General features: G+C 68.4%; 21 protein-coding genes. 13 read left to right on the forward strand and 8 right to left on the reverse strand.

What is annotated here, in order from left to right:
- Positions 1-85: 85 nt before the first annotated feature.
- Both NFU08_RS11105 and NFU08_RS11110 read right to left on the reverse strand, forming a co-directional pair.
- A complete protein-coding gene (locus tag NFU08_RS11105; RefSeq protein WP_251423229.1) occupies positions 86-1078 on the reverse strand; it encodes a M56 family metallopeptidase in 993 nt (330 codons plus the stop codon).
- 6 nt (positions 1079-1084) lie between these two features.
- The gene (locus NFU08_RS11110; RefSeq protein WP_174177066.1) at positions 1085-1471 is read right to left on the reverse strand and encodes a BlaI/MecI/CopY family transcriptional regulator; all 387 of its coding nucleotides are present in this window, start codon (positions 1469-1471) and stop codon (positions 1085-1087) included.
- Positions 1472-1742: 271 nt separating this feature from the next.
- Here NFU08_RS11110 and NFU08_RS11115 point away from each other — a divergent pair, with 271 nt between their 5' ends.
- The 3 genes from NFU08_RS11115 to cydD are packed head-to-tail and all read left to right on the forward strand — an operon-like array spanning position 1743 to position 7963.
- On the forward strand, positions 1743-3347 hold the full coding sequence (locus tag NFU08_RS11115; protein WP_251423457.1) for a cytochrome ubiquinol oxidase subunit I: 1605 nt from the start codon (positions 1743-1745) through the stop codon (positions 3345-3347).
- A 31-nt stretch (positions 3348-3378) separates the two neighbouring features.
- On the forward strand, positions 3379-4428 hold the full coding sequence (gene cydB / locus NFU08_RS11120; protein ID WP_174177068.1) for a cytochrome d ubiquinol oxidase subunit II: 1050 nt from the start codon (positions 3379-3381) through the stop codon (positions 4426-4428).
- Between the two features lies 1 nt (position 4429).
- Positions 4430-7963 carry a thiol reductant ABC exporter subunit CydD gene (gene cydD, locus NFU08_RS11125; protein ID WP_251423232.1) on the forward strand — a complete coding sequence of 1178 codons (3534 nt, stop codon included), beginning with the start codon at positions 4430-4432 and terminating at the stop codon, positions 7961-7963.
- Here the strand turns inward: cydD and NFU08_RS11130 are convergent.
- Together NFU08_RS11130 and NFU08_RS11135 are read right to left on the reverse strand one after the other, a co-directional pair.
- Positions 7945-8463 carry a DinB family protein gene (locus tag NFU08_RS11130; RefSeq protein WP_174177072.1) on the reverse strand — a complete coding sequence of 173 codons (519 nt, stop codon included), beginning with the start codon at positions 8461-8463 and terminating at the stop codon, positions 7945-7947. The genes cydD and NFU08_RS11130 overlap by 19 nt on opposite strands.
- A 19-nt stretch (positions 8464-8482) precedes the next feature.
- Entirely contained in the window at positions 8483-10999 is a 2517-nt protein-coding gene (locus tag NFU08_RS11135) for a DNA topoisomerase (ATP-hydrolyzing) subunit A (protein WP_251423234.1), read from the reverse strand.
- An 88-nt stretch (positions 11000-11087) separates the two neighbouring features.
- On the opposite strand from NFU08_RS11135, the gene NFU08_RS11140 reads away from it, so the two are divergent.
- The 4 genes from NFU08_RS11140 to NFU08_RS11155 are packed head-to-tail and all read left to right on the forward strand — an operon-like array spanning position 11088 to position 16567.
- Positions 11088-13772: a bifunctional GNAT family N-acetyltransferase/acetate--CoA ligase family protein gene (locus NFU08_RS11140; RefSeq protein ID WP_251423237.1), complete on the forward strand. Its 2685-nt coding sequence runs from the start codon at positions 11088-11090 to the stop codon at positions 13770-13772.
- 42 nt (positions 13773-13814) lie between these two features.
- Positions 13815-14555, forward strand: a complete 741-nt coding sequence (locus NFU08_RS11145) for a DUF5998 family protein (protein ID WP_174177078.1) — start codon at positions 13815-13817, stop codon at positions 14553-14555.
- 1 nt (position 14556) lies between these two features.
- Positions 14557-15849 carry an alkaline phosphatase family protein gene (locus NFU08_RS11150; protein WP_251423240.1) on the forward strand — a complete coding sequence of 431 codons (1293 nt, stop codon included), beginning with the start codon at positions 14557-14559 and terminating at the stop codon, positions 15847-15849.
- Positions 15842-16567, forward strand: a complete 726-nt coding sequence (locus tag NFU08_RS11155) for a thymidine kinase (RefSeq protein WP_251423243.1) — start codon at positions 15842-15844, stop codon at positions 16565-16567. The genes NFU08_RS11150 and NFU08_RS11155 overlap by 8 nt, the downstream gene beginning before the upstream one ends.
- Positions 16568-16628: 61 nt before the next feature.
- Here the strand turns inward: NFU08_RS11155 and sepH are convergent, their stop codons facing one another.
- Positions 16629-17969, reverse strand: coding sequence for a septation protein SepH (gene sepH / locus NFU08_RS11160; RefSeq protein ID WP_251423246.1), 1341 nt, complete (start codon positions 17967-17969; stop codon positions 16629-16631).
- 122 nt (positions 17970-18091) lie between these two features.
- Complete coding sequence (locus NFU08_RS11165; protein ID WP_251423249.1) at positions 18092-18580, reverse strand: DUF3093 domain-containing protein; 489 nt, start codon at positions 18578-18580, stop codon at positions 18092-18094.
- A gap of 145 nt (positions 18581-18725) precedes the next feature.
- On the opposite strand from NFU08_RS11165, the gene dut reads away from it, so the two are divergent.
- From dut to NFU08_RS11185, 4 genes are all read left to right on the forward strand, one after another.
- Entirely contained in the window at positions 18726-19256 is a 531-nt protein-coding gene (dut, locus tag NFU08_RS11170) for a dUTP diphosphatase (protein ID WP_066275258.1), read from the forward strand.
- A gap of 110 nt (positions 19257-19366) precedes the next feature.
- Positions 19367-20110 carry a DUF3710 domain-containing protein gene (locus NFU08_RS11175; protein WP_251423252.1) on the forward strand — a complete coding sequence of 248 codons (744 nt, stop codon included), beginning with the start codon at positions 19367-19369 and terminating at the stop codon, positions 20108-20110.
- Positions 20103-20459 carry a hypothetical protein gene (locus tag NFU08_RS11180; RefSeq protein WP_251423255.1) on the forward strand — a complete coding sequence of 119 codons (357 nt, stop codon included), beginning with the start codon at positions 20103-20105 and terminating at the stop codon, positions 20457-20459. Before NFU08_RS11175 ends, NFU08_RS11180 begins: the two co-directional genes overlap by 8 nt.
- Entirely contained in the window at positions 20456-21247 is a 792-nt protein-coding gene (locus NFU08_RS11185) for a DUF3159 domain-containing protein (protein WP_251423258.1), read from the forward strand. Before NFU08_RS11180 ends, NFU08_RS11185 begins: the two co-directional genes overlap by 4 nt.
- Here the strand turns inward: NFU08_RS11185 and NFU08_RS11190 are convergent.
- Positions 21244-21987 carry a TrkA family potassium uptake protein gene (locus tag NFU08_RS11190; protein WP_251423261.1) on the reverse strand — a complete coding sequence of 248 codons (744 nt, stop codon included), beginning with the start codon at positions 21985-21987 and terminating at the stop codon, positions 21244-21246. The two genes, NFU08_RS11185 and NFU08_RS11190, sit on opposite strands and share 4 nt — an antisense overlap.
- Positions 21984-22658 (reverse strand): TrkA family potassium uptake protein, encoded by a 675-nt coding sequence (locus NFU08_RS11195; RefSeq protein WP_066275267.1) that lies wholly within the window; start codon positions 22656-22658, stop codon positions 21984-21986. The genes NFU08_RS11190 and NFU08_RS11195 overlap by 4 nt, the downstream gene beginning before the upstream one ends.
- A 120-nt stretch (positions 22659-22778) precedes the next feature.
- Here NFU08_RS11195 and NFU08_RS11200 point away from each other — a divergent pair, with 120 nt between their 5' ends.
- Positions 22779-24755: an APC family permease gene (locus tag NFU08_RS11200; protein ID WP_251423264.1), complete on the forward strand. Its 1977-nt coding sequence runs from the start codon at positions 22779-22781 to the stop codon at positions 24753-24755.
- On the forward strand, positions 24752-26137 hold the full coding sequence (locus NFU08_RS11205; RefSeq protein ID WP_251423267.1) for a class I SAM-dependent RNA methyltransferase: 1386 nt from the start codon (positions 24752-24754) through the stop codon (positions 26135-26137). The genes NFU08_RS11200 and NFU08_RS11205 overlap by 4 nt, the downstream gene beginning before the upstream one ends.
- Positions 26138-26154: the final 17 nt, after the last annotated feature.

The raw sequence follows: 26154 nt of genomic DNA on the forward strand, positions 1-26154 counted from the left end.
GCAGAAGGCAGCGGGCAGGCCGCGGAGGCCACAGGCATCCTGTGCCGCAGGCGTCGGGGCAGCAAAGGGAGGACGACGGCGGGACTCAGCCCAGCAGGCCGGGCACCACGAGCAGGGCGGTGGGCAGGGCAAGGAGCAGCACGGATCCCGCCACGACCATGCTGCGGATGGGTGCCGGCAGTTCGGGCCGGGGCGAGAGCAGCCGGCTGACCCGTGAGGCGGTGGTCCGGGCAGAGTCCGCGCCGGACGTGCCGGCGGCGGCGTCAAGGCCGGAAAGCGCCAGGCTGGAGGCCTCCGGGCGGAGATCCGCGCCGCCGCTGGTTCCGACCGACCCGCTGGCCACAATGGCGATGGCCTTGATCAGCGTTGCCTTGCTTTCGGTCTTGAGCGCGACGTCGTCGGCCAGCATCTCGATCAGGGAGTTCACCGATTCCTGCGCGAGGCGGGTGGTTGGCAGCCAGGGCAGCGCCTGCCGCCAGGCGGCGAAAGCCCACAGCAGCAGGTGGTGGCGCTGGCTGAGGTGGGCGTTCTCATGGATCAGGACCGCACGGAGTTCTGCGGGCTCCAGGGCCGCCATGAGGCCATCAGAGAGGACTGTCACCGACCGGGCGCCGCCGGGAAGGCAGTAAGCCACGGGGGAGTTGTGGCTGATGACCAGGGTTCCCGTCCCCTCAGCGGACGGCGAGGCCAGCAGGGACAGCAGTTCGCGGTGCCGCCGCCGCTGGCGCTCAATCTTGTAGTAGGTCAGCAGCAGGGTGAACACCAGGTGGGCGGTGAGCAGCGCTGCTGCGGACAGGGCGAAAATATGCCAGAAACCCAGGGCCGTGGTGGGGGCGTTGTAGAGCACCATGCCGGCCAGCGCCCGCAGGCCTGCGATCAGGTTGTCCCCGATCGGTTCCAGGCCATACACGAGCATTGCGCCGATCATGGACAGCCCGCCGGCCAGCGCTATCGCCTGCCACAGGATCATGGCGGTGAAGGGTGAGCGGGCGGGCCACTGCGCGCGTGAGAGGAGGACAGGCACCGGCCACGCCAGGACTATCGCAAGGACCGCCAGCAGGTACGAGGCCCAGAACATGGTCCGCTAGAGGTGGCCAAGCAGTTTGCGCAGAGTCTCGGCTTCACCCTCGGATACGGACCCGATAAAACGGGCCAGCACTGCTTCGCGGTCCGGAGCCGACCCCAGTACCTCGTGCATCAGCTCGGCGGTGTGGTCCTCGCGGCTGGACACTGCCTGGTAGCGGTGCGGACGGGTGCCGCGTTCGCGCTCCACCAGGCCCTTCTTCTCCAGCCGCGACAGTACGGTGAGCACGGTGGTCACGGCGAGCTCCTTGCCCTCGTGGCCGGCAGCACCGTCCTGGCCGGCCGAGGTCTGCGCGAGCCTGTCCCGCAGCGTGTTGGCTGTGGCTGCTTCCTGGCCCGCCCAGAGCAGATCCATCACTGCCCGTTCCAGTTCACCAAGACTAGCCATTGCACTTTTCCTTTGTTTCCCCGCGCCACCGCCGCCGGGCGGAAGTGGCTGCATGCTGTGTTTGAACTACAACCTCCAATTTACCCGGTTTTCCCAAGACTTTCTACGTTGGGTAGAACACGTGGCGTGACGTGGCCCTTGCCTGCCGACCCCGGGCAGTGGAAGCTGGTTTTTACACCGCCGCCGCCGTTGTTCTACACTCGGTAGAAGTTGAGTTCTACAAAACGTAGAAGATCTGCATTCGCTGACACGAGGGACCGCCTTGGACGCTATGGACGCGCTGGAAATCGCACGCTGGCAATTCGGGATCACCACCGTTTACCACTTCATGATGGTTCCGCTGACCATCGGCCTTGGCCTGGTTGTCGCAGTCATGCAGACGGCGTGGCACCGCACGGGCAATCCCGAGTACCTCCGGATGACCAAGTTCTGGGGAAAGCTGTTCCTTATTAACTTCATCATGGGGGTGGCCACCGGCATCGTCCAGGAGTTCCAGTTCGGGATGGCCTGGAGCGAATACAGCCGGTTCGTGGGCGATGTCTTCGGCGCGCCCCTGGCCCTGGAAGCGCTGCTGGCGTTCTTCGTCGAATCCACCTTCCTGGGACTGTGGATCTTCGGCTGGAAGCAGCTCAAGCCCGGCATCCACCTGGCGTGCCTGTGGATCGCTGTGATCGGGTCGATTTTCTCCGCGTACTTCATCATCGTGGCCAACAGCTGGATGCAGCATCCCGTGGGCGTGGAGATGATCGACGGCCGGCCCGTCATGACCGACGCCTGGGCGGTCTTCACCAACAACACCGCGCTCGTTGCCGTTCCGCACACCCTCTTCGGTGCCCTCGCCGTTGCCGGCGGCTTCCTGCTGGGCATCGCCTGGTACCACCTCTGGCGCAGGCGGCGCGACGGCGTCGACACGGTCGGCGCCGACGGCAGGGTCATCCCGGGCGAATCGGCGGATATCCCCGGCCGGGACCGCGACGACCACAAAGTCTGGCTCCGGTCCCTGCGGATCGGCGCGGTGGTGGCCATGATCTCCTTCGCCGGCACCGCCCTCACCGGGGATCTCCAGGGCAAGCTGATGTTCGAGCAGCAGCCCATGAAGATGGCCGCAGCGGAAGCCGCCTGCCATGACGGCACCGGGTTCTCCGTCCTGAGCATCGGCAACCTTGGTTCGCAGAACTGCGACGACATCGTTGCCCTCATTGAGGTCCCCGGCATCCTCTCCTACCTGGCGAAGGGCGACTTCACCACCGAAGTCCAGGGCGTCAACAGCCTCCTGCCGCAGTACAAGGAGGCCTACGGGACCCACCTTCCGGACAATCCCATCTACGGCGAACGCGCGGGCCAGGAGATCGACTACCTTCCCGTCATGGAGGTCACCTACTGGGGTTTCCGCATGATGATCGGCTTCGGCGGGCTCGCGGCCCTCGCCGCCCTCGTTGCGCTGTGGATCACCCGGAAGGGCACCGTCCCCGAATCCCGCTGGCTCATGCGGCTCGCCGTCTTCGGCATCCTGGCCCCCTTCGGTGCCAACGCGGCCGGCTGGATCTTCACCGAGATGGGCCGCCAGCCGTTCGTCGTCGCTCCCAACCCGGATCCCAGCGGCATCGACCAGGTGTTCATGTTCACGGCGGCGGCGGTATCACCCGGTGTCTCTGCCGGGGAGCTGCTGGCCTCGCTGGTCACCCTGACGGCGGTCTACGCAGTCCTGCTGGTGGTTGAGGTCAAGCTGCTGGTGAAGTACATCCGCGGCGGAGTGGTCTCCGCCATGCCTGAGCTGGTCCATGCACCGGCCGACGAAAATGAGGACGCCACCCCCGGATCCGGTGGACCGGGCGGCGGCAAACCCGGCGACGACGTCCTGGCGTTCGCCTACTAAGCCGCGCACGAAGAGCAGAGGAAATACACACATGGAACTGCTGCCAACCGTCTGGTTCATCGCCATCGCGGTGCTGTGGACCGGGTACCTCTTCCTGGAGGGCTTCGACCTCGGCGTCGGGATGCTCATGAAGCTTTTCGCCCGCAACAACACGGAGCGCCGCGTCCTGCTCAACACCATCGGACCCGTCTGGGACGGCAACGAGGTATGGCTCCTGACGGCCGGCGGCGCCACGTTCGCCGCCTTCCCGCTCTGGTACGCCTCCCTGTTCTCGGCCCTCTACCTTCCGCTGCTGGTGGTGCTCGTTGCCCTGATTTTCCGGGCGGTGGCGTTCGAGTACCGGGGCAAGGTGGACACGGACCGGTGGCGTGCCCGCTGGGACTGGGCCATCGCGCTGGGATCCTTCTTCGCGGCCTTCGGCGTGGGTGCCGCGCTGGCGCTCACCACCACCGGCCTGCCGCTGAACGCCAATGGCGACCGAGAGGGAGGCCCGCTGGCCTGGTTCAGCGGATACGCCGTCCTGGGCGGCCTCGCCGTCGTGGGTTTCTCGCTGATCCACGCGCTGGCTTTCCTGGCCCTGAAGACCGACGGCGACGTGCGGCACCGGGCACGGACATGGTTCGTGCGCCTGCTGCCCGTCCTGCTCCTGCCCATCGCGGGGTGGGCACTGAGCATCCAGTTCCTGGAAGGGAAGCCCTGGACCTGGGCCCTTGTCCTGGTGGCTGTCGCCGCCGCCGCAGCGGCCTGGGTGTGGGCCCGCCGGGGAGCGGAAGGCAAGGCCTTTTCCGCCCTTGGAGCTTTCCTGGCACTGGGTTCGGCATCGATCTTCGCGGCCGTGTTCCCGGTGGTGCTGCCCTCCACCCTCAACGAGGCCTATGACCTCACCATCTCCAACGCGTCCTCCTCCGACTACACCCTGGGGCTCATGAGCATCGTGGCGGCCTTCGGCCTTCCCCTTGTCATTGCCTACCAGGCCTGGACCTACTGGGTGTTCCGCCGCCGGGTCAGTGCAGCGCACATCCCGGAGGCCCACAGCTTCCTGCCGGCCATCGCCGCCAGGGCTTTCACAACGAAGGGCTGACATGCGGCCAAGTTTCCCTCCCGGCCCGGCCACCCGCTCCGCCGTCTACCTGCTGGGACTGCTGGCAGCCCTGAAGGCCCTGTCGCTGGTCCTGATGGGCCAGGCCGTGGCCTCGGTGCTGGCCGGACTGGTGGCGGGGGACCAAAACTGGGCAGGCCAGGTTGTGTTGGGACTGGCGGGCGTGGTCCTGCGGTCACTGACCGTCTGGGCACAGGCCGTCGCTGCCCGGCGCGCGGCCCTTGGCATCAAGGAGGAGCTGCGTGCCGGGCTGCTCGAACGGGCGCTGCGCAACGGCGCCCGGGGAACCGGCCCTGCCGACGGCGGGCTCGCCGTCCTGGCAACCCGTGGACTGGATGCGCTGGACAACTACTACACCCAGTTCCTCCCGGCACTGGTGAACTGCGCGGCGATCCCGCTGCTGCTGGGAGCACGGATCCTCTTCGCGGACTGGGTCAGCGCGGTGGTGATTGTCCTGACCGTACCGCTGGTGCCGCTGTTCATGGTGCTCATTGGCCGGTACACCGAAGACAACGTCCGCGAAGCGCAGGCGGCCCTCGGCAGGCTGTCCGCCCACATGCTGGAGCTGGCAAAAGGCCTGCCGGTCCTGGTGGGGCTCGGGCGGGCCACGGCGCAGCGCAAGGCCCTGGAGGAGATCTCCGAGGAATATCGCACCCGCACCATGGGAACCCTCCGCACCGCATTCCTCTCAGCGCTGGCGCTGGAACTGATCGCCACCATCTCCGTCGCGGTGGTGGCCGTGTTCATCGGCGTCCGGCTGGTGCACGGGGACATGCCGCTCGAAGCCGGCCTGCTGGCACTGATCCTGGCCCCGGACTGCTATCTCCCGCTGCGTGAACTGGGCACCGCCCACCACGCCAGCGACGACGGGCGGGTGGCCCTCGCGGAAACCACCGCGGTTACGGAGGCCCCCGAACCCCGGCCGCTCCCGGCAACCCGGGCGGGACGGCCCGGTGCCCCGGTCTCCGTCACGGACCTCACCGTAGGCTACAGCGGAAGGTCGGGCCCCGCCGTCGGCCCGCTCACCTTCACCGCGCCGCAAGGCAGGATCACCGCCCTGGACGGAGCCAGCGGCGCAGGAAAGAGCACAGTCCTCGGCGTGCTGGCGGGAACCATCGGGGACGGAGCCGGCACCACGGTCACCGGCACCCTCCAGGGCATCGACCGCAGCGCGCTGGCCTGGGTGCCGCAGCATCCGGTCATGCTCGCCGAAACTGTCCTGGAGGAGGTGGTCCTGTACCTCTCCGGTGAAATCGAGGGCTCCCGCGGCCACGCCGGCGTGGAAGCGGCCGCACGCTCCTGCCTGGCCCGGGCCGCTGCCGGCCACCTGGCCCACCAGCACCCCGCAGAGCTGAGCCCCGGCGAGCTGCGGAGGGTGGCACTCGCCAGGGGGCTGGCCCGGATCGAGGCAGGGGCCACAGTACTGCTGCTCGATGAACCCACCGCGCACCTGGACGACGCCTCGGCCATGGTGGTGGAAGATGCGATCCGCCGCCTGCGCGGACGCGTCACCGTGATCCTCGTGGCGCACAACGGGCGCACCCGCAACCTCGCTGACCACCTGGTGCCGGTGAGTGCGTACGCAGAGCCAGTCCAGGCAGAGCCAGCCCGGGCAGGGGAACCAGGCATGCGGCCCGGGGTGCTGGCCACAGCCGCAGCGCCGGGACAGGCCGCGCTGCAGCAGCCCGGGCCGAAACCACGGGGTGCCGTGGACGTCGCAGCGGACGACTGGCCGGCCTCCGCTGCTGCCCCGGCTGCAAACGCCAGTGCCGGCGCACCCTCCCGCAGGGCCGCAGGCACCCGCCAGACAACCCGGCTCCTCGCGGCGCTCCTGGCGCCGGTCCGCGGCAAGTTCGCAGCGGCTGCCGTCGTGGGCACCCTGGCGGCCGTCTTCGCCGTCGCCCTGTCCGGCCTGTCCGGCTGGCTGATCATCCGTGCCAGCGAGCAGCCGCCCATCCTGTACCTGCTGACGGCCATTGTTGGCGTGCGGTTCTTCGGGATCGGGCGGGCCGTGCTGCGCTACTGCGAGCGGCTCCTGCTCCACGACGCCGTGTTTGCCGCCCTCACCCGCCTCCGGGGGCGGCTCTGGGAGTCCCTGAGCCGCAGGGCCCTCGCCCTCCGCCGGCTGCTGCAGGGCGGCAACGTCCTCGGGACGGTCATTGACGACGTCGATACCGTCCGGGACCTCCTGCCGAGGGTTGCGCTGCCGCCGGTGACGGCGCTCGCTGTCTCCGCCTTGGCCCTGGCCACCACCTGGCTGCTGGTGCCGGACGCGGTCCCGGCTGTCCTGGCCGCCGCCGCAGCGAGCCTGCTCCTTGCCCCGGCCGTGGCGCTGTGGGCCGACCGGAAATCGGCCAGCGCCGAGCAGGTCCTGAGGTCCGGGGTCCTGCGCCGGATTTCCGCAGCCCTCGATGCCCGCGCCGAGCTGCATGCCAACGGCGTTGCCGCCCCGGTGCTGGCCGGACTGCGCGCCCAGGACCGCAGCGCCACCCGCGCGTCCCAGCGGTCAGCGTGGGCAGACGGACTGGGGCACGCGGTCACCACCGCCTCCTGCTGCGCGGCTGCCTTCGCAGCTGCCTGGCTGGCCGCTCCCGCCGTGCTCGGCGGCCGGCTGGCCCCGGCGACGGCGGCGGTGGTCGTGCTGATGCTCCTCGCACTGGTGGAGCCCTACGCGGCCATGACGACGGCGGTGCGCCAGTTCCCCGCGCTACGGACAGTCATGCGGCGCGTATCCGCCTCGGGCGCCCTGGACGCCGGCACCGCGGGCCCCGAAGGCACCCCAGCCGACGGCCTGCACAAGGTGCCTGCCCGCCAGGCCGGTGCTCCCGGCGTCGAACTCGTTGACCTCGCGGTGGCGTGGCCGGGCGGTGCTCCGGTGTTTTCCGGGATCAACGCCGTTGCGGAGCCAGGCAGGTGGCTGGCCGTCACGGGACCGTCCGGTTCCGGAAAGTCCACCCTGCTCTCGGTCCTGCTCGGCTTCCTCCCCGCAGCAGCCGGGTCAGCCCGGGTGACCGGCCGGGCCGCCTGGTGTCCGCAGGAGGCCCACCTCTTCGACTCGACCATCCGCGGGAACCTGCTGCTGGGCAGGCCCCCCGCGAACGGCCCGGCCGGAGAGGGCGGGCTGATGGAGGTGCTGGAGTCCGTGGGACTGGCGGGCCTGGTGGAGCGCCTGCCCGCCGGGCTGGACACCAGGATCGGTCCGGGCGGGGCCTTCCTGAGCGGGGGAGAGCGCCAGCGCCTGGCCGTGGCGCGCACGCTGATGACGGGCGCGGAGGTGATCCTGCTGGATGAACCCACAGCGCACCTGGATGCTGTATCGGCAGAGGCCATGCTGGCCGACCTGCGCGCGGGACTCGGCAACCGGACCGTGGTGCTGGTGACCCACAACCCGGCTGACATCCACCCGCAGGATGCGAGGCTGGTGCTGGCCGGATCCGGGAACGCCGGAGGTGCAGGACGCAACGGTGCGCCGGCGTATGCCGCGGTGGCGGAAGGTGCTCAGCCGTCCACGTCGTGAAGGTGGTGGACGACGTCGTGCAGGAAGTACTGGGCCAGCGTCAGGACGGTGAACTCCGAGCCATTGCTGCGCAGCCCTTTCCTTCCCCACTCTGATTCGCGGACCCTGGCAAAGGACTCCGCCGCCTGCTTTCCCTCAGCCGTCAGCTCTGCGCTGACCACTGCCGGATCGGCGTTGGCGTAGTCCTTGTCGATAGCCGTCTGGTCCTGGTCCCAGTTCTCGAACCGTGCGTCATCCGATTCGAGCATGAGGTTCAGCCGCTGGTCGAAAAGGCTGAAGACGTCCCGGACGTGGCAGGCATACTCCAGCGCGGACCAGGTGTGCCCATTGGGGCGCTCGGCCACGTCCGGCCTGCGCAGGACGGCCCGCCAGCGGGGCAGCATGTTGTCGATGCTCCCCGGGACGGTGGACGGGGTTACCGTTGCGGCGTCGAACGAACACTCGGGGCAGGGACGCGTCAGGACCCAGGTCCAGTCCTTCTCATCAGGAACGATAGGCATGCATGCAGTCTAGGCCGGATCAGGCCGCCTGGCCGGGATCAGGCCACGCCATGGCGGGACCCACCACGTCCACCGGCTGCGACAACGGGACACCGGAACCGTCCCGCCGGCCGTGCTCCTGCGGCAACGATCTGGCGACCCCCGCAGCCGAGGCGGCCTTGGCCGGGCCGTGCCCCGCCCAGGCCAGCAGCAGCGTGTCCTCGCCCTTCAGGAAGCGGTGTGCCCGCACGCCGGCTGTTGCACGGCCCTTCACGGGGTACTCGGAGAACGCCGTGACCTTGGCCGTGCCGGGGGCGGTCCCGGGTAGGGCGCCCGTTGTCCCGGCGATGGTCACCACCACGGCGGCCTCGTCCCCGGGCTGGACCGCGCCGAAGAACAGCACCCGGTCACCGGCCGCCAGCTTGATTCCCGCCATGCCGCCGGCTGTCCGCCCCTGGGGGCGCACGCTCGCGGCTCCAAACTTCAGCAGCTGGGCCTGGCTGGTCAGGAACACCAGCTCAGCATCATCGGCTCCCGCCGGCGCCACATTGACCACGAAGTCCTTGTCCTTGAGGGCAATGACGTCCCAGTCTTCCCGGTTCAGGGGGTAGTCCGGCTGCACCCGCTTCACCACGCCCTGGGAAGTGCCGATGGCCAGCACTTCGTCCAGCGGCACGAACGCCACCAGGGTTTCCCCCTTGAGCAGGGTAAGGAAATCCTTGGCCGGAACCCCGCCGGCGAGGTTGGGCAGGCCGGACATGGGCGGCAGCACCGGCATGTCCATCACCTGGAGGCGCAGCATCCGCCCCAGGGAGGTGACCGCCGCGATCTCGCCGCGCGCGGAGGTCCTGACCACGGACGTGAACACGTCATGTTTTGCCCGGGGTCCCGCCTCGGCCAGCGGTTCCTGGTTGCTGGTGCGGGCCACCTGTCCGGAGGCGGTCAGGATGGCCCAGCAGGGGTCGTCGGCGATTTCCAGGGCCAGCGGCGCTGCCTTGCCCTTCTTCCCGGCGGCGAGGGCAAGGTCGGCGGCCACGGTCGGTGCCACGGCCTCGGATTCGAGGAGGACGGTGCGCCGGGGAGTGCCATGCTCCTCGGCAATCTCTCCCAGCTCGTCGGACACCAGGGTCCGGAGCCGCTCCTCGGAGCCCAGGATCGCCTCGAGCTCCGCGATCTCGCGGCGCAGCTCGTCCTGCTCCTTCTCCAGCTCGATCCGGGAGTACTTGGTCAGCTGGCGCAGCCGGAGCTCCAGGATGTAATTCGCCTGGATCTCCGTGAGGTCATAGATGGACATCAGGCGAGCCCTGGCGGCGGCTGCCTCGTCCGAGGAGCGGATGATCTGGATGACCTCGTCAATGTCCACAATGGCGATGAGGAGGCCCTCCACCAGGTGGAGGCGGTCCTTCTTCCTGCCCAGCCGGAACACCGTCCGGCGGCGGACCACGTCGATCCGGTGGTTGACGTACACAGTCAGCAGCTGCACCAGGCCCAGGGTCTGCGGCTGACCGTCCACCAGGGTGACGTTGTTGATGCCGAAGGAGTCCTCCATCGGCGAGTAGCGGTACAGCTGCTGGAGCACCGCGTTGGGGTTGAAGCCGTTCTTGAGCTCGATGACCAGGCGCAGTCCGTGCTTGCGGTCGGTCAGGTCCACGATGTCGCTGATGCCGGTCAGCTTCTTGGCGTTGACGGCGTCCTTGATCTTCTCGATGACCTTTTCCGGGCCCACCATGTAGGGGAGTTCGGTGACCACCAGGCCGGTCCGACGCGCGGACAGCTGTTCCACCTCCACCTTGGCCCGCGTCTTGAAGGACCCCCGCCCCGTGGCGTAGGCGTCGCGGATGCCGTCCAGCCCCACGATCCGGCCGCCGCTGGGCAGGTCGGGACCCGGAACGAAGCGCATGAGGTCATCCAGTGTGGCGTTCGGGTGGGCAATCAGGTGCCGGGCGGCGGAAATGACTTCCACCAGGTTGTGCGGGGCCATGTTGGTGGCCATGCCCACGGCGATGCCGGTGGCGCCGTTGACCAGCAGGTTGGGGAACGCGGCCGGAAGCACATCCGGCTGGGTCAGCTGGTTGTCGTAGTTGGGGACGAAGTCCACCACGTCTTCGTCGAGGTGGTTGGTCAGCGTCAGGGCAGCCGCCGCAAGCCGCGCTTCCGTGTACCGCGGAGCCGCAGGGCCGTCGTCGAGCGATCCGAAGTTGCCGTGCCCGTCAATCAGGGGCAGCCGCAGCGAGAAGTCCTGTGCCATGCGCACCATGGCGTCGTAGATGGCGGTGTCGCCGTGCGGGTGGAGCTTGCCCATGACCTCGCCCACTACGCGGGCGCTTTTCACATGGCCGCGGTCCGGGCGCAGGCCCATGTCGCTCATCATGTACAGGATGCGCCGCTGCACCGGCTTGAGCCCGTCGCGGGCGTCCGGAAGCGCCCGGGAGTAGATCACCGAATACGCGTACTCCAGGAAGGAACCTTCCATTTCGGAGGTGACATCGATGTCCACGATGTTCTCCGTGTAGGGGGTGGTGTCTTCGGGAGGGGCTGAACTTTGGCGGCGGGCCATGGGGTTGGTGGATCCTTCTGCAGAGCGGTGCAATGGTTTGTTGGCCGCAGGCGGCAGTGCTGCGGGAGTTTTTGGCTAGGCTAAGCCTATGGTGGAACAGCCCGTGGACGGCGAATATCCGGAACATTGGGAAGCCGATGTCGTGCTCCGGGACGGCGGGACGGCACATCTGCGCCCCATCCACCCCTCGGACGCGGACGCTGTCCAGAAGTTCCACATGGGACAGTCGCAGAATTCAATCTACATGCGCTTCTTTGCGTTCAAGGCCAAGCTTTCGAGCAAGGAACTCAAGCGGTTCACCGAGGTGGACTACCGGGACCGGGTGGCGTTCGTCATCACCATTGGCGGTGAAATCGTAGGGATCGGCCGGTACGACCGGCTGGACGACCCCACCGAAGCCGAAGTGGCGTTCAACATCGCCGATTCGCACCAGGGGAGGGGAATCGGCTCCATCCTGCTCGAACACCTCGCCGCCGCAGCCCACGAGAACGGGATCCGCCGCTTCAGCGCGGAGGTGCTGCCGGAAAACCGCAAGATGCTGATGGTCTTCTCCGACGCCGGCTATGACGTCAAACGGCATTTCGACGACGGCGTCGTCAGCCTTGAGTTCAACATCGACCCCACCGAAAAATCCCGGGCCGTGATGGAATCCCGCGAGCACCGCGCGGAGGCGAGGAGCGTCCGCGACCTGCTGACGCCGTTGTCCATTGCCGTCATCGGGGCCAGCCGCAAGTGGGGGACGGTGGGCTACCAGCTGCTGGAGCACATCATCGAAGGCGGCTTCCCCGGGCCCGTGTTTGCCATCAATCCCGAGGCCCTGGAACTGGCCGGCATGATCTCCTTCGGCAAGCTCTCCGAGGTTCCTGGACCTGTGCAGCTGGCCGTTATTGCCGTCCCCTACGAGGAAGTGCCCGCCGTCGTCGCCGACTGTGCGGCGGCGGGAGTGAAGGGCCTGGTGATCGCGTCGGCAGGCTTCGCGGACGACGGCGAACGCGGCCTCATGAGGCAGCGCGACCTGGTGCGGCAGGCACGCGCCAACGGGATGCGGGTGATCGGGCCTGCGTCCCTGGGGATCGTGAACACCCATCCGGCCGTCTCGCTGAACGCCTCGATGGCGCCCACGCTGCCGCTGCGCGGCGGGCTGGGGCTGTTCTCCCAGTCAGCGGCCATCGGCGTCTCGCTCTACGCCGCCTCCAGCAGGCGGCGGCTGGGACTGTCCACCTTCCTCTCCGCCGGTAACCGCGCGGATGTGTCAGGCAACGACATGATGCAGTACTGGGAGGACGACGCCGATACCTCCGCCGTGGGCCTGTACCTGGAATCGATCGGCAACCCGCGCAAGTTCTCCCGGCTGGCACGAAGGCTGGCGCGCATCAAGCCGGTCATTGTGGCCAAGTCCGATGCCATGGGGCTGCGGCTGCCGCCCGGCCACGCCGTGCGCACCACGCAGGCACCCGCAGGTGCGCTTGATGCGATGCTCCGCCAGTCCGGCGTCATCCGGGTGGAAACCATAGAGCAGCTTGTGGACGTGGCGCAGGTGGTCTCCAACCAGCCCCTGCCTGCCGGGCCGGGGCTGGCCATCTTCAGCAACTCCCAGGCCCTCGGAAAAGTGGTGGCGGACAGCGCGTCGTCCCATGGGCTTGACGTCGCCCGGCTGGTGACCGGCGTGGACCTCGACGCCGGCCAGTCGGTTGCCCTTCCCGCCCTGCGTTCGTCCCTGCTCGCCGCCCTCGAGTCCGACGCCGTCCATGGGGCCGTCGCCGCGGTGCTGCCCGCGCGCGGGCTTACAGTCGACAGCATTGCCGAGGTCCTGGCCGAATGCTCGGTGAAGGCGGGAAAACCCGTGGTGGCCGCGTTCACGGGGATCCTGGATCCCTCGGTCTATGTCGAGGGCATGGTGGGGTCCGCGGAGCAGGCTGTCCCCTGCTTCTCCAACCCGGGGGCTGCGGTGGCCGCGCTCGCCGCCGTCGTGCGGTACTCGGAGTGGGTGTCGCGCGACCATGGGCACTTCGTTGAGCCGGAAGGCTGCGATCCGCAGCGTGCACGGGCCGAGCTGGAGGGCCTCCTCCGCGACGTGAAAGGGGAGCAGCTCAAGCAGCTGGACCCGGCGGCCACGCGCTCCCTGCTGGGCCATTACGGCATCACCGTGCTGCCTTCGGTTGGCTTCGACACCCCGGACCAGGCGGTTGAGGCGGCGGACATGCTGGGGTGGCCGGTGGCGCTGAAGACCACCGACCCCACGCTGCGGCACCGGCTGGACCTCGGGGGAGTCCGCCTTGATATCCAGGACGCCGAGTCCTTGCGCCTGAACGTCCTGCAGATGCGCCGGACCCTGTCCCGTTACGGCGACCCGGCACTGGAGGTGCAGAGCATGGCGCCGGTGGGGCAGGCCTGTACCTTCCGGGCCATTGAGGACCCGCTCCTGGGCCCGGTGATCTCGTTCGGCCTGGCCGGGGACGCCGTCAACCTGCTGGACGACTGGGCGCACCGGGTGCCGCCCCTGTCCGCCGCAGACGTGCACGACTTCATCCGCGGGCCGCGGGCAGCCCGGAAGCTGTTCGGCTACCAGGGCCTGCCGGCCGTGGACGTGGCCGCCCTTGAGGACCTGGCCGGCAGGCTTGCCTGGCTCAAGGACAGCCACCCGGAAATCGCGCTGGTGGAATTCAACCCGGTGCTGTGCGGCGTGTCCGGGGCGGTGATCCTCGCCGCGGATGTCCGGATCGGCAACGCGGCCCAGCGCACCGACAGCGCCCGCCGGGCCATGCTGGGCTGACGCGGTTAGCAATGTGGCGGGCCGATCTGTGAAAATGGGGGAATGAGCTCACAGCCTCCCGCGTCGGCGCCCGAAACGCCCGGCAATGAAAACCAGGCAGTCCGCCACAGCTCACACAGCCACAGTGCCCAGGGCCAAAGCCTTGACGGCGCACTCCAGAAGGCGGGTTTTTACCCGCGCCTGGTGGCTGACGTGGTGGACGACGCACTGGACGGCCGCGAGTGCGTCGCCCACCTGGTGCACCTGGAAACCCACTTCGACCGTGCCGAGGTGCGCCGCCACATCACCGTGCTGGTGCTGACCGCGGACATGCTGGTGATCACCCACGTGGACGACCAGCAGCTCGATGAGGCGGGTGAGCAAATCGTGGCACAGATCTCCACCGAGTCCGTGCCCGTGGCCCAAATTCGCTCCGTGGTCCTCAGCTACATGTACGCCCAGCCGCAGGACTACAAGCCTTCAGACCCGGTCCGCGAGGTAACGCTGTCCATCGCCTGGTCCGGCGGCCAGCGGCTGGACATGGGCCCCGCCAGCTGCGGTGATCCCCAGTGCGAGGCTGACCACGGGTACAGCGGCACCATTGCGCAGGAAGACATCGTCCTGCGGATCAGCGCCGAGGCGGACGGATTACAGGCCGTCCAGGACGCCAAGCTTTTTGCCCGCGCCCTCCGCGCCGTGAACACAGGCTCTGCCGCCCCGGCGCCCCACATCCCGTCACTCCCGGCCCGGCCGCGTTCAGGCGTGTTCGGAAACCGCCTCAGCCGCGGGCACCAGCAGCGCTGAGATGCCGGACGAACGACGAACAAACAGCAACGTCCCACCCGCCGGCATCGTCCCGCCAACCCCCGCCAGCGGCGTTCCTGCTCCGGCCGGTGCCCCGGCCGTCCGTCCGGCCAAAGCGCCGGACCTGCCGTCCGCTCCCGCCTACGGCCGGCGTTCCGTGGCGGACGTGTTGACCAGCGCCGCGGCCAGCCTGGGCCTCGACGGGTTCACCAACATCCTTGGCCTTCCCGCGGCGTCCCGCGTGTGCGTCGTCGTCGCCGACGGCCTTGGCCGGAACCTCCTGAAGCAGAAGTCTGCCCACACCCCCTTCCTGCGCTCCGTGATCCAGGCAGGCCAGGGCGCCGTTCCGGTGTGGCTTGATTCGGCGTTCCCTTCCACCACGGCCGCCGCGCTGGCCAGTTTCGGCACGGGCCTGCCCCCGGGCCAGCACGGCCTGGTGGGCTACGACGTGCTGGATCCTGAGCAGGACAAAGTGGTCAACCTTCTTGGCAACTGGGACCCCGGGGTTGACCCGCTGGCATGGCAGCCGTTCCCCACAGTGCTGGAACGCGCTGCCGGCCAGGCCGCAGTGACCACTGTCAGCCTTCCCCAGTTCGGGGACTCACCCATGACCCGCGCCGCCCTCCGCGGCGGCAACTTCATGCCCGCCACCACCTCCCACGCCCGGACTGCCGCTGCCGCCGAAGCGCTGGCAGCGCCCGGGCCCGGCCTGATGTACTTCTACGTCAACGAGCTGGATAAGGCCGGGCACCGCTACGGCTGCCAGTCGCCGGAGTGGGAACACCAGCTGGAAGAGCTGGACGCCGTGATGAAGCGCCTGAATTCCTCCCTGCCGGCAGGCACCAGCATCCTGCTGACGGCGGACCACGGCATGCTCGACGTACCGGAGCAGCAGCGCCTCGATTTCTCGGCGGATCCGCAGCTGGTGGAGGGAGTACGCCATACGGCCGGCGAACCGCGGATGGTGCATCTGTACCTGGATGACGCATCCGACGCCGGTGCGCGGGAGCGGCTCCTCGCCGCCTGGCGCGGCCGCTTCGGTAACCGCATCTGGGCGTTCACCAGGGAAGACGCCATAGCCGCGGGGCTTTTCGGTCCGGTCCGGCCCGCCGTCGAGGGCAGGATCGGCGACGTGATGATTGCGGCCCGCGACGAGCTCGCCCTCTACGACACGAGGCGGGTCCGCCCCACCGCGATGGAGGTCGTGGGCCAGCACGGATCGCTGACCAAGGCCGAGCGGGAAGTTCCGCTCCTGTACTTCACAGCCGGCGGCAGGAGTGCCCGCCGTGGCTGAGCTCGTCTTCTTCTCCGGCACTATGGACTGCGGCAAGTCCACCCTCGCGCTGCAGATGGACCACAACCACCGGGTCCGTGGCCGGGGCGGCGTCCGGTTCAGCCGCAACGACCGCGCCGGCGAGTCCCGTATCTCCAGCCGGCTTGGACTGGAAACCGACGCCGTGGAAGTAGTGGACGGAACGGATTTCTGGGAGGAAGTCATGCGGCGGCGCACCCTGGGCCAGCGCGTGGACTACCTGATCTGCGATGAAGCCCAGTTCTACACGCCTGAGCAGGTGGAGCAGCTGGCGAAAGTCGTGGACGAGATCGACGTGGACGTTTTTGCCTTCGGCATCACCGCTGACTTCCGCACCCGGCTGTTCCCCGGCTCCCAGCGGCTGATCGAACTCGCGGACCGGGTGCAGGTCCTGCAGGTGGAAGCCCTGTGCTGGTGCGGCCGCCGGGCAACGCACAACGCGCGCACGGTCGACGGCGTCATGGTCACCGAGGGCGCGCAGGTTGTTGTCGGCGACGTGGACATGGCCGTGGACGGCCCGGCTGCCACGGCGGCAGGCCACGTCCCCGTGGTGGGATACGAGACGCTGTGCCGCCGCCATTTCATGCGCCGCGTCACGGCACATGGTGCCAACCTCATGGCCGAGCAGGACCAGCTGCTGCCGTTCGAGGTGGATGCGTGCCTGTGGCGGGGCACCGGCGGGACCGGTACGGACGCCTAGGGACAGTCCTTCGTTTCATTGCCGGCCGCGCCGGCCCGGTAGTCGGCGGCCGGCCCGGGCGTCAGTCCCCGCGGGTGCCGAAGACGATCTCGTCCCAGGACGGGACGCTGGAGCGCTTGGGCCTGGCAGGCTGGCGCTCGGGAGATCCCGCCTCCGGCAGCTGGCCGGTGGCGGGGGAGGAGTCGTCGTTCCGGGACGAATGCCGCTTAGGGGCACCGCCCAGCAATTCGTCCAGTCCCGCGCCACTGGCTGTGCCGTTCCCGTTGCCCTGTGCCGCGTCCGCTGCCGCGTCGCCGGAGGCCCGCTGCGGTGAAGCCACGATGGTGATCTCCCGGGTGTCCGTGCTGACGCCATTGTGCAGCCGCAGGTTCTCATCGGCGGGGTCGTGCTGGGGCGGAAGGAGGCTGAGCCGGGACAGCATGGACGGCCGGGCATCCCGCCGGCGGACGAAGGAGTCGCCCTGGGCAGCAGGAGCGTCGGTACGGTCCGGTTCCTGTCCGGCGTCGTGTTCTTCCGTTTCCGGGGTGATCTCCGAGGGCCGGGGGTGGGCGGCAGGAACACCGTTGGTCAGGAGCAGTGCCAGGGCGTCGTCAGAATCCTCATCCACGCCAAGCCGCTGGCCCCGGCGCGAGCGCAGCATGTCCAGGAGGCCGTCGGATTCCTTGTCCTTGCCGGCTGCCTGGCCGGCGGTGCCGCCCTGGTTGCCGGGAGCGGAGTCGGCATCGGTCTCAAAATCAAAGGGCCGGTCGGAGACGGCGGACAACCTCCGGGCCGGTACCGGTCCGTCCAGGGGCTCCAACTCACTGAGTTGCTGGGCCCAGCGGTTGGCGTTATGCAGGGACTTCCGGGCCGGGCTGAAGGTCCACAGCGCGGGCGGCTCCTCGCCGATTCCCGGTGCGCCGCCGTTCTTCGCCTCGAAGGTGGCAGACACAGTCCAGGTCCCGTCCTGGCGGCGCCATGAATCCCACTCCACGGATGCGGGGTCGATGCCATGCGCGGAAAGCCGGTGCGCCACCATCTCGCCCAACGTTGCCGGGTTGTCACCGAATGCTGAACGGTAGATGTCGTGCCCGGGCGAAGGCGCGGCCACTTCCACCTTGCGGGCCTGCTGGGCCACGTACTCCCGTTCGGCCAGGACCGGGCCCTCGTACCGTTCAACCTTGGCCAGCGGCAGCCCGGAAGCCTCGGCGACATCCGCCGCTGTGGCTCCGGCCCTGATCCGGGCCTGGATATCCCGCGGGGACATGGGAATGGCAGGCCGCTCGACCCGCGGCTTAACCGCGGACCTGCTGGCCGTCCTCAGCGCTTCATCGATCGGCAGCTGGAACATCTCGCCGCCGGCCCCGCTCAACAGGAGGTGAGTCCCGTCGTCGTGTACGCCTACAAGCCGTAGATCCTGCATACAAATCCTCCACCCTGGCATTGCTATCACTCGAAACTTTGCCATCCGGGGGCCGGGTTTTGGCTCAAGGGGCAGGGCGCGCCGCGATTTTCCGGGAGATCCGGGCAAATAGGGCCTGCAGGCTAGTGCCTGGAGAGGGCTGCCGTCAGCTCATCGGGCCTGCGGGTGGAGGTCAGCCAGTACGGCGTCGGGTCGGATGGATCCGTGATCTCAACCTTGACCACCGGATCGATCCAGCCCCTGATGCAGAGGTAGGCCAGCCCGTTCAGCCGGGTGCCGCGTTCCGCCGTCGCTTCCCCGCCCCGGAACGGCTGGACGGCGCCCACAAAGCGGCGCTCGATGGTGGCCCGCCCCACGGTGAGTGTTTTCCGGGTCACCACGATGGTCGGGGTGGAAAGGACCAGGAGTACGGCAATGATGGCAAAGAGCACCACTGCAGCAGTGTATCCGGCGGCCGCGCTGATGGGGGCGAAGACCAGGATTCCAGCGCCGGAAACGCCTGCTGCAATGATCCAGATCCATGCGTTCGGCCACAGCTTCTCGCGATAGATCACGGCAGCCTCTGCGGCGGGAGTGCTGGGAACGGACGCGGCGGAACTGGATTCGGGCATGGACCAAGCTTTCCACCTTTCCCTGGCTATTTCATCCCGGCCGGTGCCGTCCCGCGCCGGGAGGTCCGGCCCGGCAGGTTGTCCACAGTGGGCAGCCGCCCGCGGCCTAGGTCCCATCCGCGGGCGCGGGTTAGAGTGAGTGACTGTGACTGATCAATCCGCAGCAGTAGACACATTTCCCCCGGCCCCGCCTGCCGGGGATGAGCCCCTCGCCTCGGCCCCTACCCTGCAGGTCCAGCTGAAGATGCTGGACCCGGGCCTGGAGGCGCCGTCCTACGCGCACCCGGGCGACGCCGGCGCTGACCTCCGTGCCAGGGAAGACGTTGTCCTGCAGCCGGGAGAGCGCAAGCTCGTCCCCACGGGAGTGGCGATTGCCCTGCCGGAGGGATTCGTGGCCCTTATCCACCCCCGCTCCGGACTGGCCACCAGGCACGGGCTGACCATCGTCAACGCCCCGGGAACTGTGGACGCCGGGTACCGCGGGGAAATAGCAGTCACCCTGCTGAACACCGATGCCACCCAGCCCATTGAGCTGCACCGCGGCGATAGAATTGCCCAGATGGTGATCCAGCGTGTTGAGTACGCCCAGTTCATCCCCGTCAACGAATTGAGCGGATCCGTGCGCGGCACCGGAGGATTCGGGTCCACCGGCGGGTTCAAGCGGCCCGGGGCCTGAAGCAAGCATTTTTCCGTTCCGGCAGGCCCTTTGCCGGCAGGCGGCAGAGCACGACGGCGGGACCCCCTCAGGGCCGGACCGGCACATTTCACAACTAAGGAGACACCCTCATGGTCTTTGGGCTCGGCAGGAAAGCCAAGAAGGACGAAGCATCCGAACCGGATGACTCCCTGACCACCGCGGAGTCCCCGGAGGACGCTGCGGCAGGCTCCGGTGTCCGCGCCAACGGACCGCTTGATGAATCGGAAATCACCAGCCGCGACGGCTACGTGGACCTCGGCGCGCTGCTGATCGCCCCCAGCGATGGCCTGCAGTTGCGCCTCGAGGTTGAGGAAGCCACCCAGCGCGTGGTGGCCGTTACCTTGGATCTCAACGGATCGAGCCTGCAGCTCCAGGCATTCGCCGCCCCCAAGACCGAAGGCCTGTGGGACGAAATCCGAGAGCAGATCGGCCAGTCCGTCGGGGCGCAGGGCGGCCAGGTCGAGGAAATTGAGGGCAGCTTCGGCACTGAACTCGTGGCGAAACTCCCGGCCGGGCTCCCTGACGGCAGCCAGGGGTACCGGGTGGCGCGTTTCGTAGGCGTTGACGGGCCCCGCTGGTTCCTCCGTGGCGTGCTGGGCGGCCCTGCGGCCCTGGAACGTGCCGCTGCCGAGCCGCTGGAAGCCCTCTTCAGGCAGGTCGTGGTGATCCGGGGCGGCAGCCCCATGCCGCCGCGGGACCTGCTGCAGCTCCGCCTGCCCAAGGACGCAGCCGCCACCCCGCCGCCGTCCGCCGCCCCGCAGCCCGCTCCGGCGCAGCCCGCCCCCGCGCTCCAGGAGCCGGAACGCGGTCCGGAAACCACACAGATTGGCTGATCCTGCACCGGACGGCGTGCCCCGGCACGCCGGCACGCTCCCCATCAGCCAGCTCCCGGAGAAGGGACGTGTCACCTGCCAGGGGCGCATCGAATCGGTGACTTTCCTCCCGGCAGACCAGGCTGCCGCCTTCAGCGCCATGGTTTCCGACGCCGAGCCGGGGAAAGCCTCCGCCCAGCCCGGTGCACGGCGCGGAAGGCTCCGCGTTGTGTGGCTGGGGCGCCGGCGCGTGCCGGGCATTGAAGCCGGCGCTGAGATCCGGCTGGACGGAATGCTTTCCACGAACAACGGGCTGCCCACCATGTTCAACCCACGCTACGAAATACTGTCCCGCCAGGAGAACGAATGACCGCGCCCCAGCCCGACCCCTCCGCCGGATCCCAGGGGCCGGATACTCCCGGCCACGCAGGAACGCCGGGCCCGGCGCAGGAACCTTCCCCCATGGCGGGCCTGGCAGCGGAATATGCCGCCAAGGCGGGACTGCACCGGACCCACGACGGACGCGTCGACGTCCTCCGGAGCGCAGGCGGGATCCAGGGCATTGCCGAAAGCATCGCTCCGGGACTCGTCTTCCTCATGGCCTTCACCGTCACCCGGGAACTGACGCTGTCCCTTGTGGCGGCCCTTGCCGCGGCCGCCGTCTTCACAGTGGTCCGGCTGGTCCAGCGCAAGCCCCTGACGCAGGCACTCGCCGGCGTGGTGGGCGTGGGCATCTCGGCCTGGCTGGCCAACACCACCGGCAAGGCGGAGGACTTCTACCTGCCCGGCTTCTTCACCAACGCCGGGTACATCCTGGCGATGGTTCTGTCCATTTTCCTCAAATGGCCGGTGGCGGGCCTGCTCTTCGGATTCATCCGGAACGAAGGCCTCGACTGGCGCAAGGACCCGGCGCGGGTCAAGGCCTACCAGCTGGGCACGTGGATCATCGTTGCGGTCCTTGCGCTCCGGCTGGCGGTACAGGTTCCGCTCTACCTCATGGGTCCGGACGGACTTGCTGCCCTTGCCACCACCCGGCTCATCATGGGCGCGCCGCTGTACATCCTCGGCGTCTGGATCGCCTGGCTTGTCACCCGGCCGGCCCCGGCCCAGCCCACGCCGGAGTCCCAGCCGAAGGACGGCCCGGCCGCGGCAGACTAGCCGTCGAACCCGTCATCCTCCGGGCCCTGCTGCTCCAGGTGTCCCGCCTCGTCAGAGGGCCTGGGCTGCGGCGGTTCCGAGGAGTCGGTGGAGAGCAGTGCGCGCAGCTCGTCCTCGGCGGCGATAGTCGTTACGAAGAACAGCTCGTCGCCGCCGTCGATCACGTCGTCACGGCTCGGCGTGATGGGGGCGTGGTCCCGAAGGATAGCCACCAGCGTGGAGTCCTCCGGCCACTGGATCTGGCCCACGGTGCTGCCGATAACGTGCGAATCGTGCGGGACGGTGAACTCCACCAGGGAGGACACGCCGGTTTGGAGCGTCAGCAGCCGGACAAGGTCGCCGATCTCCACGGCTTCCTCCACCAGGGCAGTCATGAGCTGGGGCGTGTTGACGGCAACGTCCACGCCCCAGGAATCATTGAACATCCAGTCATTCTTGGGGTTGTTGACCCGCCCCACGGTGCGCCCCACCCCGAACTCCGTCTTGGCCAGCAGCGAGACCACCAGGTTGACCTTGTCGTCACCGGTGGCCGACACCACGACGTCCGCGTCCTCAACCTTGGCCCCCTGGAGCGTGCTCAGCTCGCAGGCGTCGCCCACCAGCCAGTGTGCCCCCCGCAAGCCGCTCCGTCCGATCACTTCCGGCTTGAGGTCGATGAGGAGGATCTCATGCTTGTGCGCCAGCAGTTCCCTGGCGATGGACGATCCGACGCTTCCCGCGCCAACGATAACGACTTTCACTGGGACTCCTTGGCAGGGGCTTTGGCCAGGATCTGGGCGACCTGTGAGCTGCGGTCCACCTGGAGCATGGCGTGCACGGTGTCGCCGTCCTGGTACGCCGTACCGGCGGCCGGCAGGATTCCCTCACCGAAGCGGGTCAGGTACGCCACCCGGATATCGGCGGCTTTTTCGATGCTGCTGACCGGGTGCCCGATCCACCCGGCGTCGAGGTCCAGTTCGGCCAGCACCAGACGGCCGGAGGGCTCCCGGAAATCACCGGCGAGATGCTGTTCGGGCAGGATGCGCCGGAGCACCTGGTCTGCGCTCCAGCGGACCGCCGCTACAGTGGGAATGCCCAGGCGCTGGTAGATCTCGGCACGGCCGGGATCGTAGATCCGGGCAACAACGTGGGGGACGTGGAACGTTTCCCGCGCCACGCGGGTAGCAAGGATGTTGGAGTTGTCACCGCTGGACACCGCCGCGAACGCGTACGCTTCAGCGACCCCCGCCTGCTTCATGGTGTCCCGGTCGAAGCCGACACCGGTGACCTTGCGGCCCGTGAACCCCTGCCGAAGCCGCCGAAAGGCACGGTCGTCCTGGTCGATGATGGCCACAGAGTGCCCGGCGTCCTCCAGCGTGTGTGCCAGCGTCGCCCCCACCCGGCCACATCCCATGATCACGAAATGCGCCACGGTGTTTCTCCTCTGTAATCCTGTCAAGGTCCTGCTGCTAGAACTCTACCGCCAGCGTCCGGGCTGCAGCCGCCCGCCGCCCGTCATGACATCGTCCGGGAATCAGACTAGCTTTGTGGGGTGCTGACAATATTGAACGCCGCCAAGCGTGTGCTGGTGGGCCGGCCATTCCGAAATGACCGGCTGGCCCATACGCTGCTTCCCAAGCGGATCGCACTTCCTGTCTTCGCTTCCGACGCCCTCTCTTCCGTGGCGTACGCACCCGATGAGATCCTGCTCACCCTGGCGCTGGCGGGTGTCAGCGCGGTGGCGTTCTCGCCCTGGGTGGGCCTGGCCGTCATGGTGGTCCTGCTCACCGTTGTGGCGTCCTACCGGCAAAACGTCCACGCCTACCCATCCGGCGGCGGCGACTACGAGATCGCCGGCGAAAACCTCGGCAAGTACGCCGGCCTCACCGTGGCCTCTGCGCTGCTGGTGGACTACGTCCTCACCGTCGCGGTGTCCATCTCCTCCGCCGCCACGTACCTCACCACCGCCGTCCCGTCGCTGCACGGCAACCAGGCGGCCATTGCCGCCGTCGGCGTTGCGATCCTCGCCCTGGTGAACCTCCGCGGCGTGAAAGAGGCAGGCACCATGTTTGCCATTCCAACCTACCTCTTCATGGCGGCCATCCTGGGCATGACGGCCGTGGGCATTTTCCAGGCGGCCACCGGACAACTAGGGGAGGCACCCTCCGCCGCGTTCACGATCGTCCCGGCCCCCGGGTTTGACGAAGGCCTGGTCGGCCTCGCCGGCGCCTTCCTGCTGCTGCGCGCTTTTTCGTCTGGAGCAGCGGCGCTGACCGGCGTGGAAGCCATCAGCAACGGCGTGCCCAATTTCCGACCGCCGAAAAGCAAGAATGCGGCCACCACCCTGCTGCTGCTGGGCGTCATCGGCGCCACCATGCTGGCGGGCATCATGTACCTGGCCAACGCCACCAAGGTACACATCGTCCTCGACCCCGCAACGGAGTTCCTCCTCAACGGCAACCCGCTGCCCGAGGGGTACATCCAGACGCCGGCCATCAGCCAGATTGCCCACACCATCTTCGGGCCGGGATCCATACCGTTCTATATCGTGGTGGCCGCCACCGGCGTCATCCTGGTCTTCGCGGCCAACACGGCCTTCAACGGCTTCCCGGTGCTCGGCTCGATCCTCGCCCAGGACGGATACCTTCCGCGGCAACTGCGGACCAGGGGCGACCGGCTGGCCTTCAGCAACGGCGTCCTTGCCCTCGCCGCGGGCGCCCTGGTGCTGATCCTGGCGTTCAATGCGGACGTCACCAAGCTCATCCAGCTCTACATCGTTGGGGTTTTTATCTCCTTCACGGCCAGCCAGCTCGGCATGGTCCGGCACTGGGGCCGGAAGCTCAAACTGGCCAGGGACAAAGCCGCCCGGCGCCGCATGGCCAAATCACGCGTTATCAACAGCATCGGCTTCGGCATGACAGCCACGGTCCTCGTCATCGTGCTGATCACCAAATTCGAGCAGGGCGCCTGGATTGCCCTGCTGGCCATGTTCATCCTGTTCCTGATCATGTGGAGCATCAAAGCCCACTATGACAACGTGGCCAGGGAACTGGCAGTGGACGAGGACGCCTCGCCCCGGGCCCTCCCCACCCGGGTGCACGCCGTCCTGCTGGTCTCCCACGTTCGCAAGCCCGTGCTGCGGGCTTTGGCCTATGCCAGGGCCTCCCGGCCCTCCCGGCTTGACGCCGTCACCGTGGACATCGATCCGGAGGAAACCGCGCAGACCGTGGCCGACTGGGACAAGCTGGAGATCCCCGTGCCGCTGACGGTCCTGGCAAGCCCCTACCGCGAGACGGTCACGCCCATCATGGACTACGTCAAGCAGATGCGGCGTGACTCGCCCCGGGACCTGATCGTTGTGTACATCCCCGAATACGTGGTGGGCAAATGGTGGGAACAGCTGGTCCACAACCAGACAGCGCTCCGCATCAAGACCCGGCTGCACTTTGAACCAGGCGTCATGGTGGCGAGCGTTCCCTGGCAGCTGAAATCATCCGAAGAAGCCAAGAACCTGCAGGACGTCCAATGATTGCGAAGGCCCCGTTGCACACGACTCACCAGCCACCCGCCGGAGCCACCGGCACGGAAATAGTGCTCGACGTCGGCCCGGTGGCCCACGGCGGCCACTGCGTCGCCAGGCACGAGGGCCGCGTAATTTTCGTCCGGCACGGCATTCCCGGCGAGAAGGTGCGGGTACGCCTGACGGATGCCGAAGAGAAGGCCAAATTCTGGCGGGCCGACGTCGTGGAGGTTCTTGCCGCCTCCCCGGACCGCGTGGACCACTTCTGGCATGCCGCCGATTCGCTGCGGGCGTGGGGCCACGGACATCCCCCGGTGGGGGGAGCGGAGTTTGGCCACATGACGCTGGCCCGGCAGCGCAGCCTCAAGGCAGAGGTCCTGGCTGAACAGCTCACGCGCCTTGCCGGCGTCGGACAGCTGCCGGATGGAGCCGGCCCCAGCGTTGAAGCAGTGGGCGGACAGGACGACGGCGGGAACGGCCTCGGGTGGCGGACGCGCGCAAGTTTCTCGGTCACCCCCGGCGGGAAGCTCGGCATGCACGCGCACCGCTCCACGCACATCGTTCCCGTCCGGGAGATGCCCCTCGCCGTCGATGCCATCAACGCCCTGCGCCTCTGGGACCTCGACCTGCAGGGCATCGACCGGGTGGAAGTGGCCGCCCCGGCCAACGGCTCACGTCCGCTGGTGCTGCTGGCACCAGGTCCGGGAACCAAGCCCAAGCGGCTTAACGCCGTCGCAGCCCAACTGCCCGGCGAGGTGTCCGTAGCCACCTTTGACCCCGCTACCGAGGCCGTAACCCAGGTGCGGGGCCGCACCTGGGTGCAGGAAACCGCGGCCGGCCATGACTACCGGGTAACCGGTGCCGGATTCTGGCAGATCCACCGCGACGCGCCCGGAGCGCTTGTGGGGGGTGTCACAGAATTCCTCAAGGATGGCGGCTTCCTGCACCCCGGCGCGGTGGTGGCCGACCTCTACGCGGGCGCCGGACTCTTCACTGCCGTCCTGGCCGACGCCGTGGGGGAGACGGGTTCTGTCCTGTCCGTGGAGGGGGCTCCCGGAACCAGCCGGGACGCCCGCAAGAACCTGCATGCAGCGCCGCAGGTGGAGATCGTCCAAGGCCGGGTGGAGCGGGTCCTCCGCCAGAAACCGCGGAACTTTGACGCCCTGGTCCTTGACCCGCCGCGGGCGGGCGCGGGGAAGGCCGTGGTCGGGCAGCTGGTTGAGGCGCAGCCCCGTGCCATTGCTTACGTGTCCTGCGACCCGGCGTCGTTCGCCCGGGACGTAGGGTACTTCCGCCAGGCCGGGTGGGACCTGTCAGGCCTCCGGGCCTTCGACCTGTATCCACACACCCACCACCTGGAGACGGTGGCCCTGTTGACGCCGCGCGCCTGAGGACCGGTCCATGATGC

The sequence above is a fragment of the Pseudarthrobacter sp. NCCP-2145 genome (assembly GCF_023708005.1).
Taxonomy (GTDB): Bacteria; Actinomycetota; Actinomycetes; order Actinomycetales; family Micrococcaceae; genus Arthrobacter; species Arthrobacter oxydans.

What these genes read in the sequence shown, in the direction of transcription:
- NFU08_RS11105 (WP_251423229.1), bottom strand. Translation starts at nt 1,078, where the DNA reads ATGTTCTGGGCCTCGTACCTGCTGGCGGTCCTTGCGATAGTCCTGGCG.
- NFU08_RS11110 (WP_174177066.1), bottom strand. Translation starts at nt 1,471, where the DNA reads ATGGCTAGTCTTGGTGAACTGGAACGGGCAGTGATGGATCTGCTCTGG.
- NFU08_RS11115 (WP_251423457.1), top strand. Translation starts at nt 1,743, where the DNA reads ATGGACGCGCTGGAAATCGCACGCTGGCAATTCGGGATCACCACCGTT.
- cydB (WP_174177068.1), top strand. Translation starts at nt 3,379, where the DNA reads ATGGAACTGCTGCCAACCGTCTGGTTCATCGCCATCGCGGTGCTGTGG.
- cydD (WP_251423232.1), top strand. Translation starts at nt 4,430, where the DNA reads ATGCGGCCAAGTTTCCCTCCCGGCCCGGCCACCCGCTCCGCCGTCTAC.
- NFU08_RS11130 (WP_174177072.1), bottom strand. Translation starts at nt 8,463, where the DNA reads ATGCCTATCGTTCCTGATGAGAAGGACTGGACCTGGGTCCTGACGCGT.
- NFU08_RS11135 (WP_251423234.1), bottom strand. Translation starts at nt 10,999, where the DNA reads ATGGCCCGCCGCCAAAGTTCAGCCCCTCCCGAAGACACCACCCCCTAC.
- NFU08_RS11140 (WP_251423237.1), top strand. Translation starts at nt 11,088, where the DNA reads ATGGTGGAACAGCCCGTGGACGGCGAATATCCGGAACATTGGGAAGCC.
- NFU08_RS11145 (WP_174177078.1), top strand. Translation starts at nt 13,815, where the DNA reads ATGAGCTCACAGCCTCCCGCGTCGGCGCCCGAAACGCCCGGCAATGAA.
- NFU08_RS11150 (WP_251423240.1), top strand. Translation starts at nt 14,557, where the DNA reads ATGCCGGACGAACGACGAACAAACAGCAACGTCCCACCCGCCGGCATC.
- sepH (WP_251423246.1), bottom strand. Translation starts at nt 17,969, where the DNA reads ATGCAGGATCTACGGCTTGTAGGCGTACACGACGACGGGACTCACCTC.
- NFU08_RS11165 (WP_251423249.1), bottom strand. Translation starts at nt 18,580, where the DNA reads ATGCCCGAATCCAGTTCCGCCGCGTCCGTTCCCAGCACTCCCGCCGCA.
- NFU08_RS11175 (WP_251423252.1), top strand. Translation starts at nt 19,367, where the DNA reads ATGGTCTTTGGGCTCGGCAGGAAAGCCAAGAAGGACGAAGCATCCGAA.
- NFU08_RS11185 (WP_251423258.1), top strand. Translation starts at nt 20,456, where the DNA reads ATGACCGCGCCCCAGCCCGACCCCTCCGCCGGATCCCAGGGGCCGGAT.
- NFU08_RS11205 (WP_251423267.1), top strand. Translation starts at nt 24,752, where the DNA reads ATGATTGCGAAGGCCCCGTTGCACACGACTCACCAGCCACCCGCCGGA.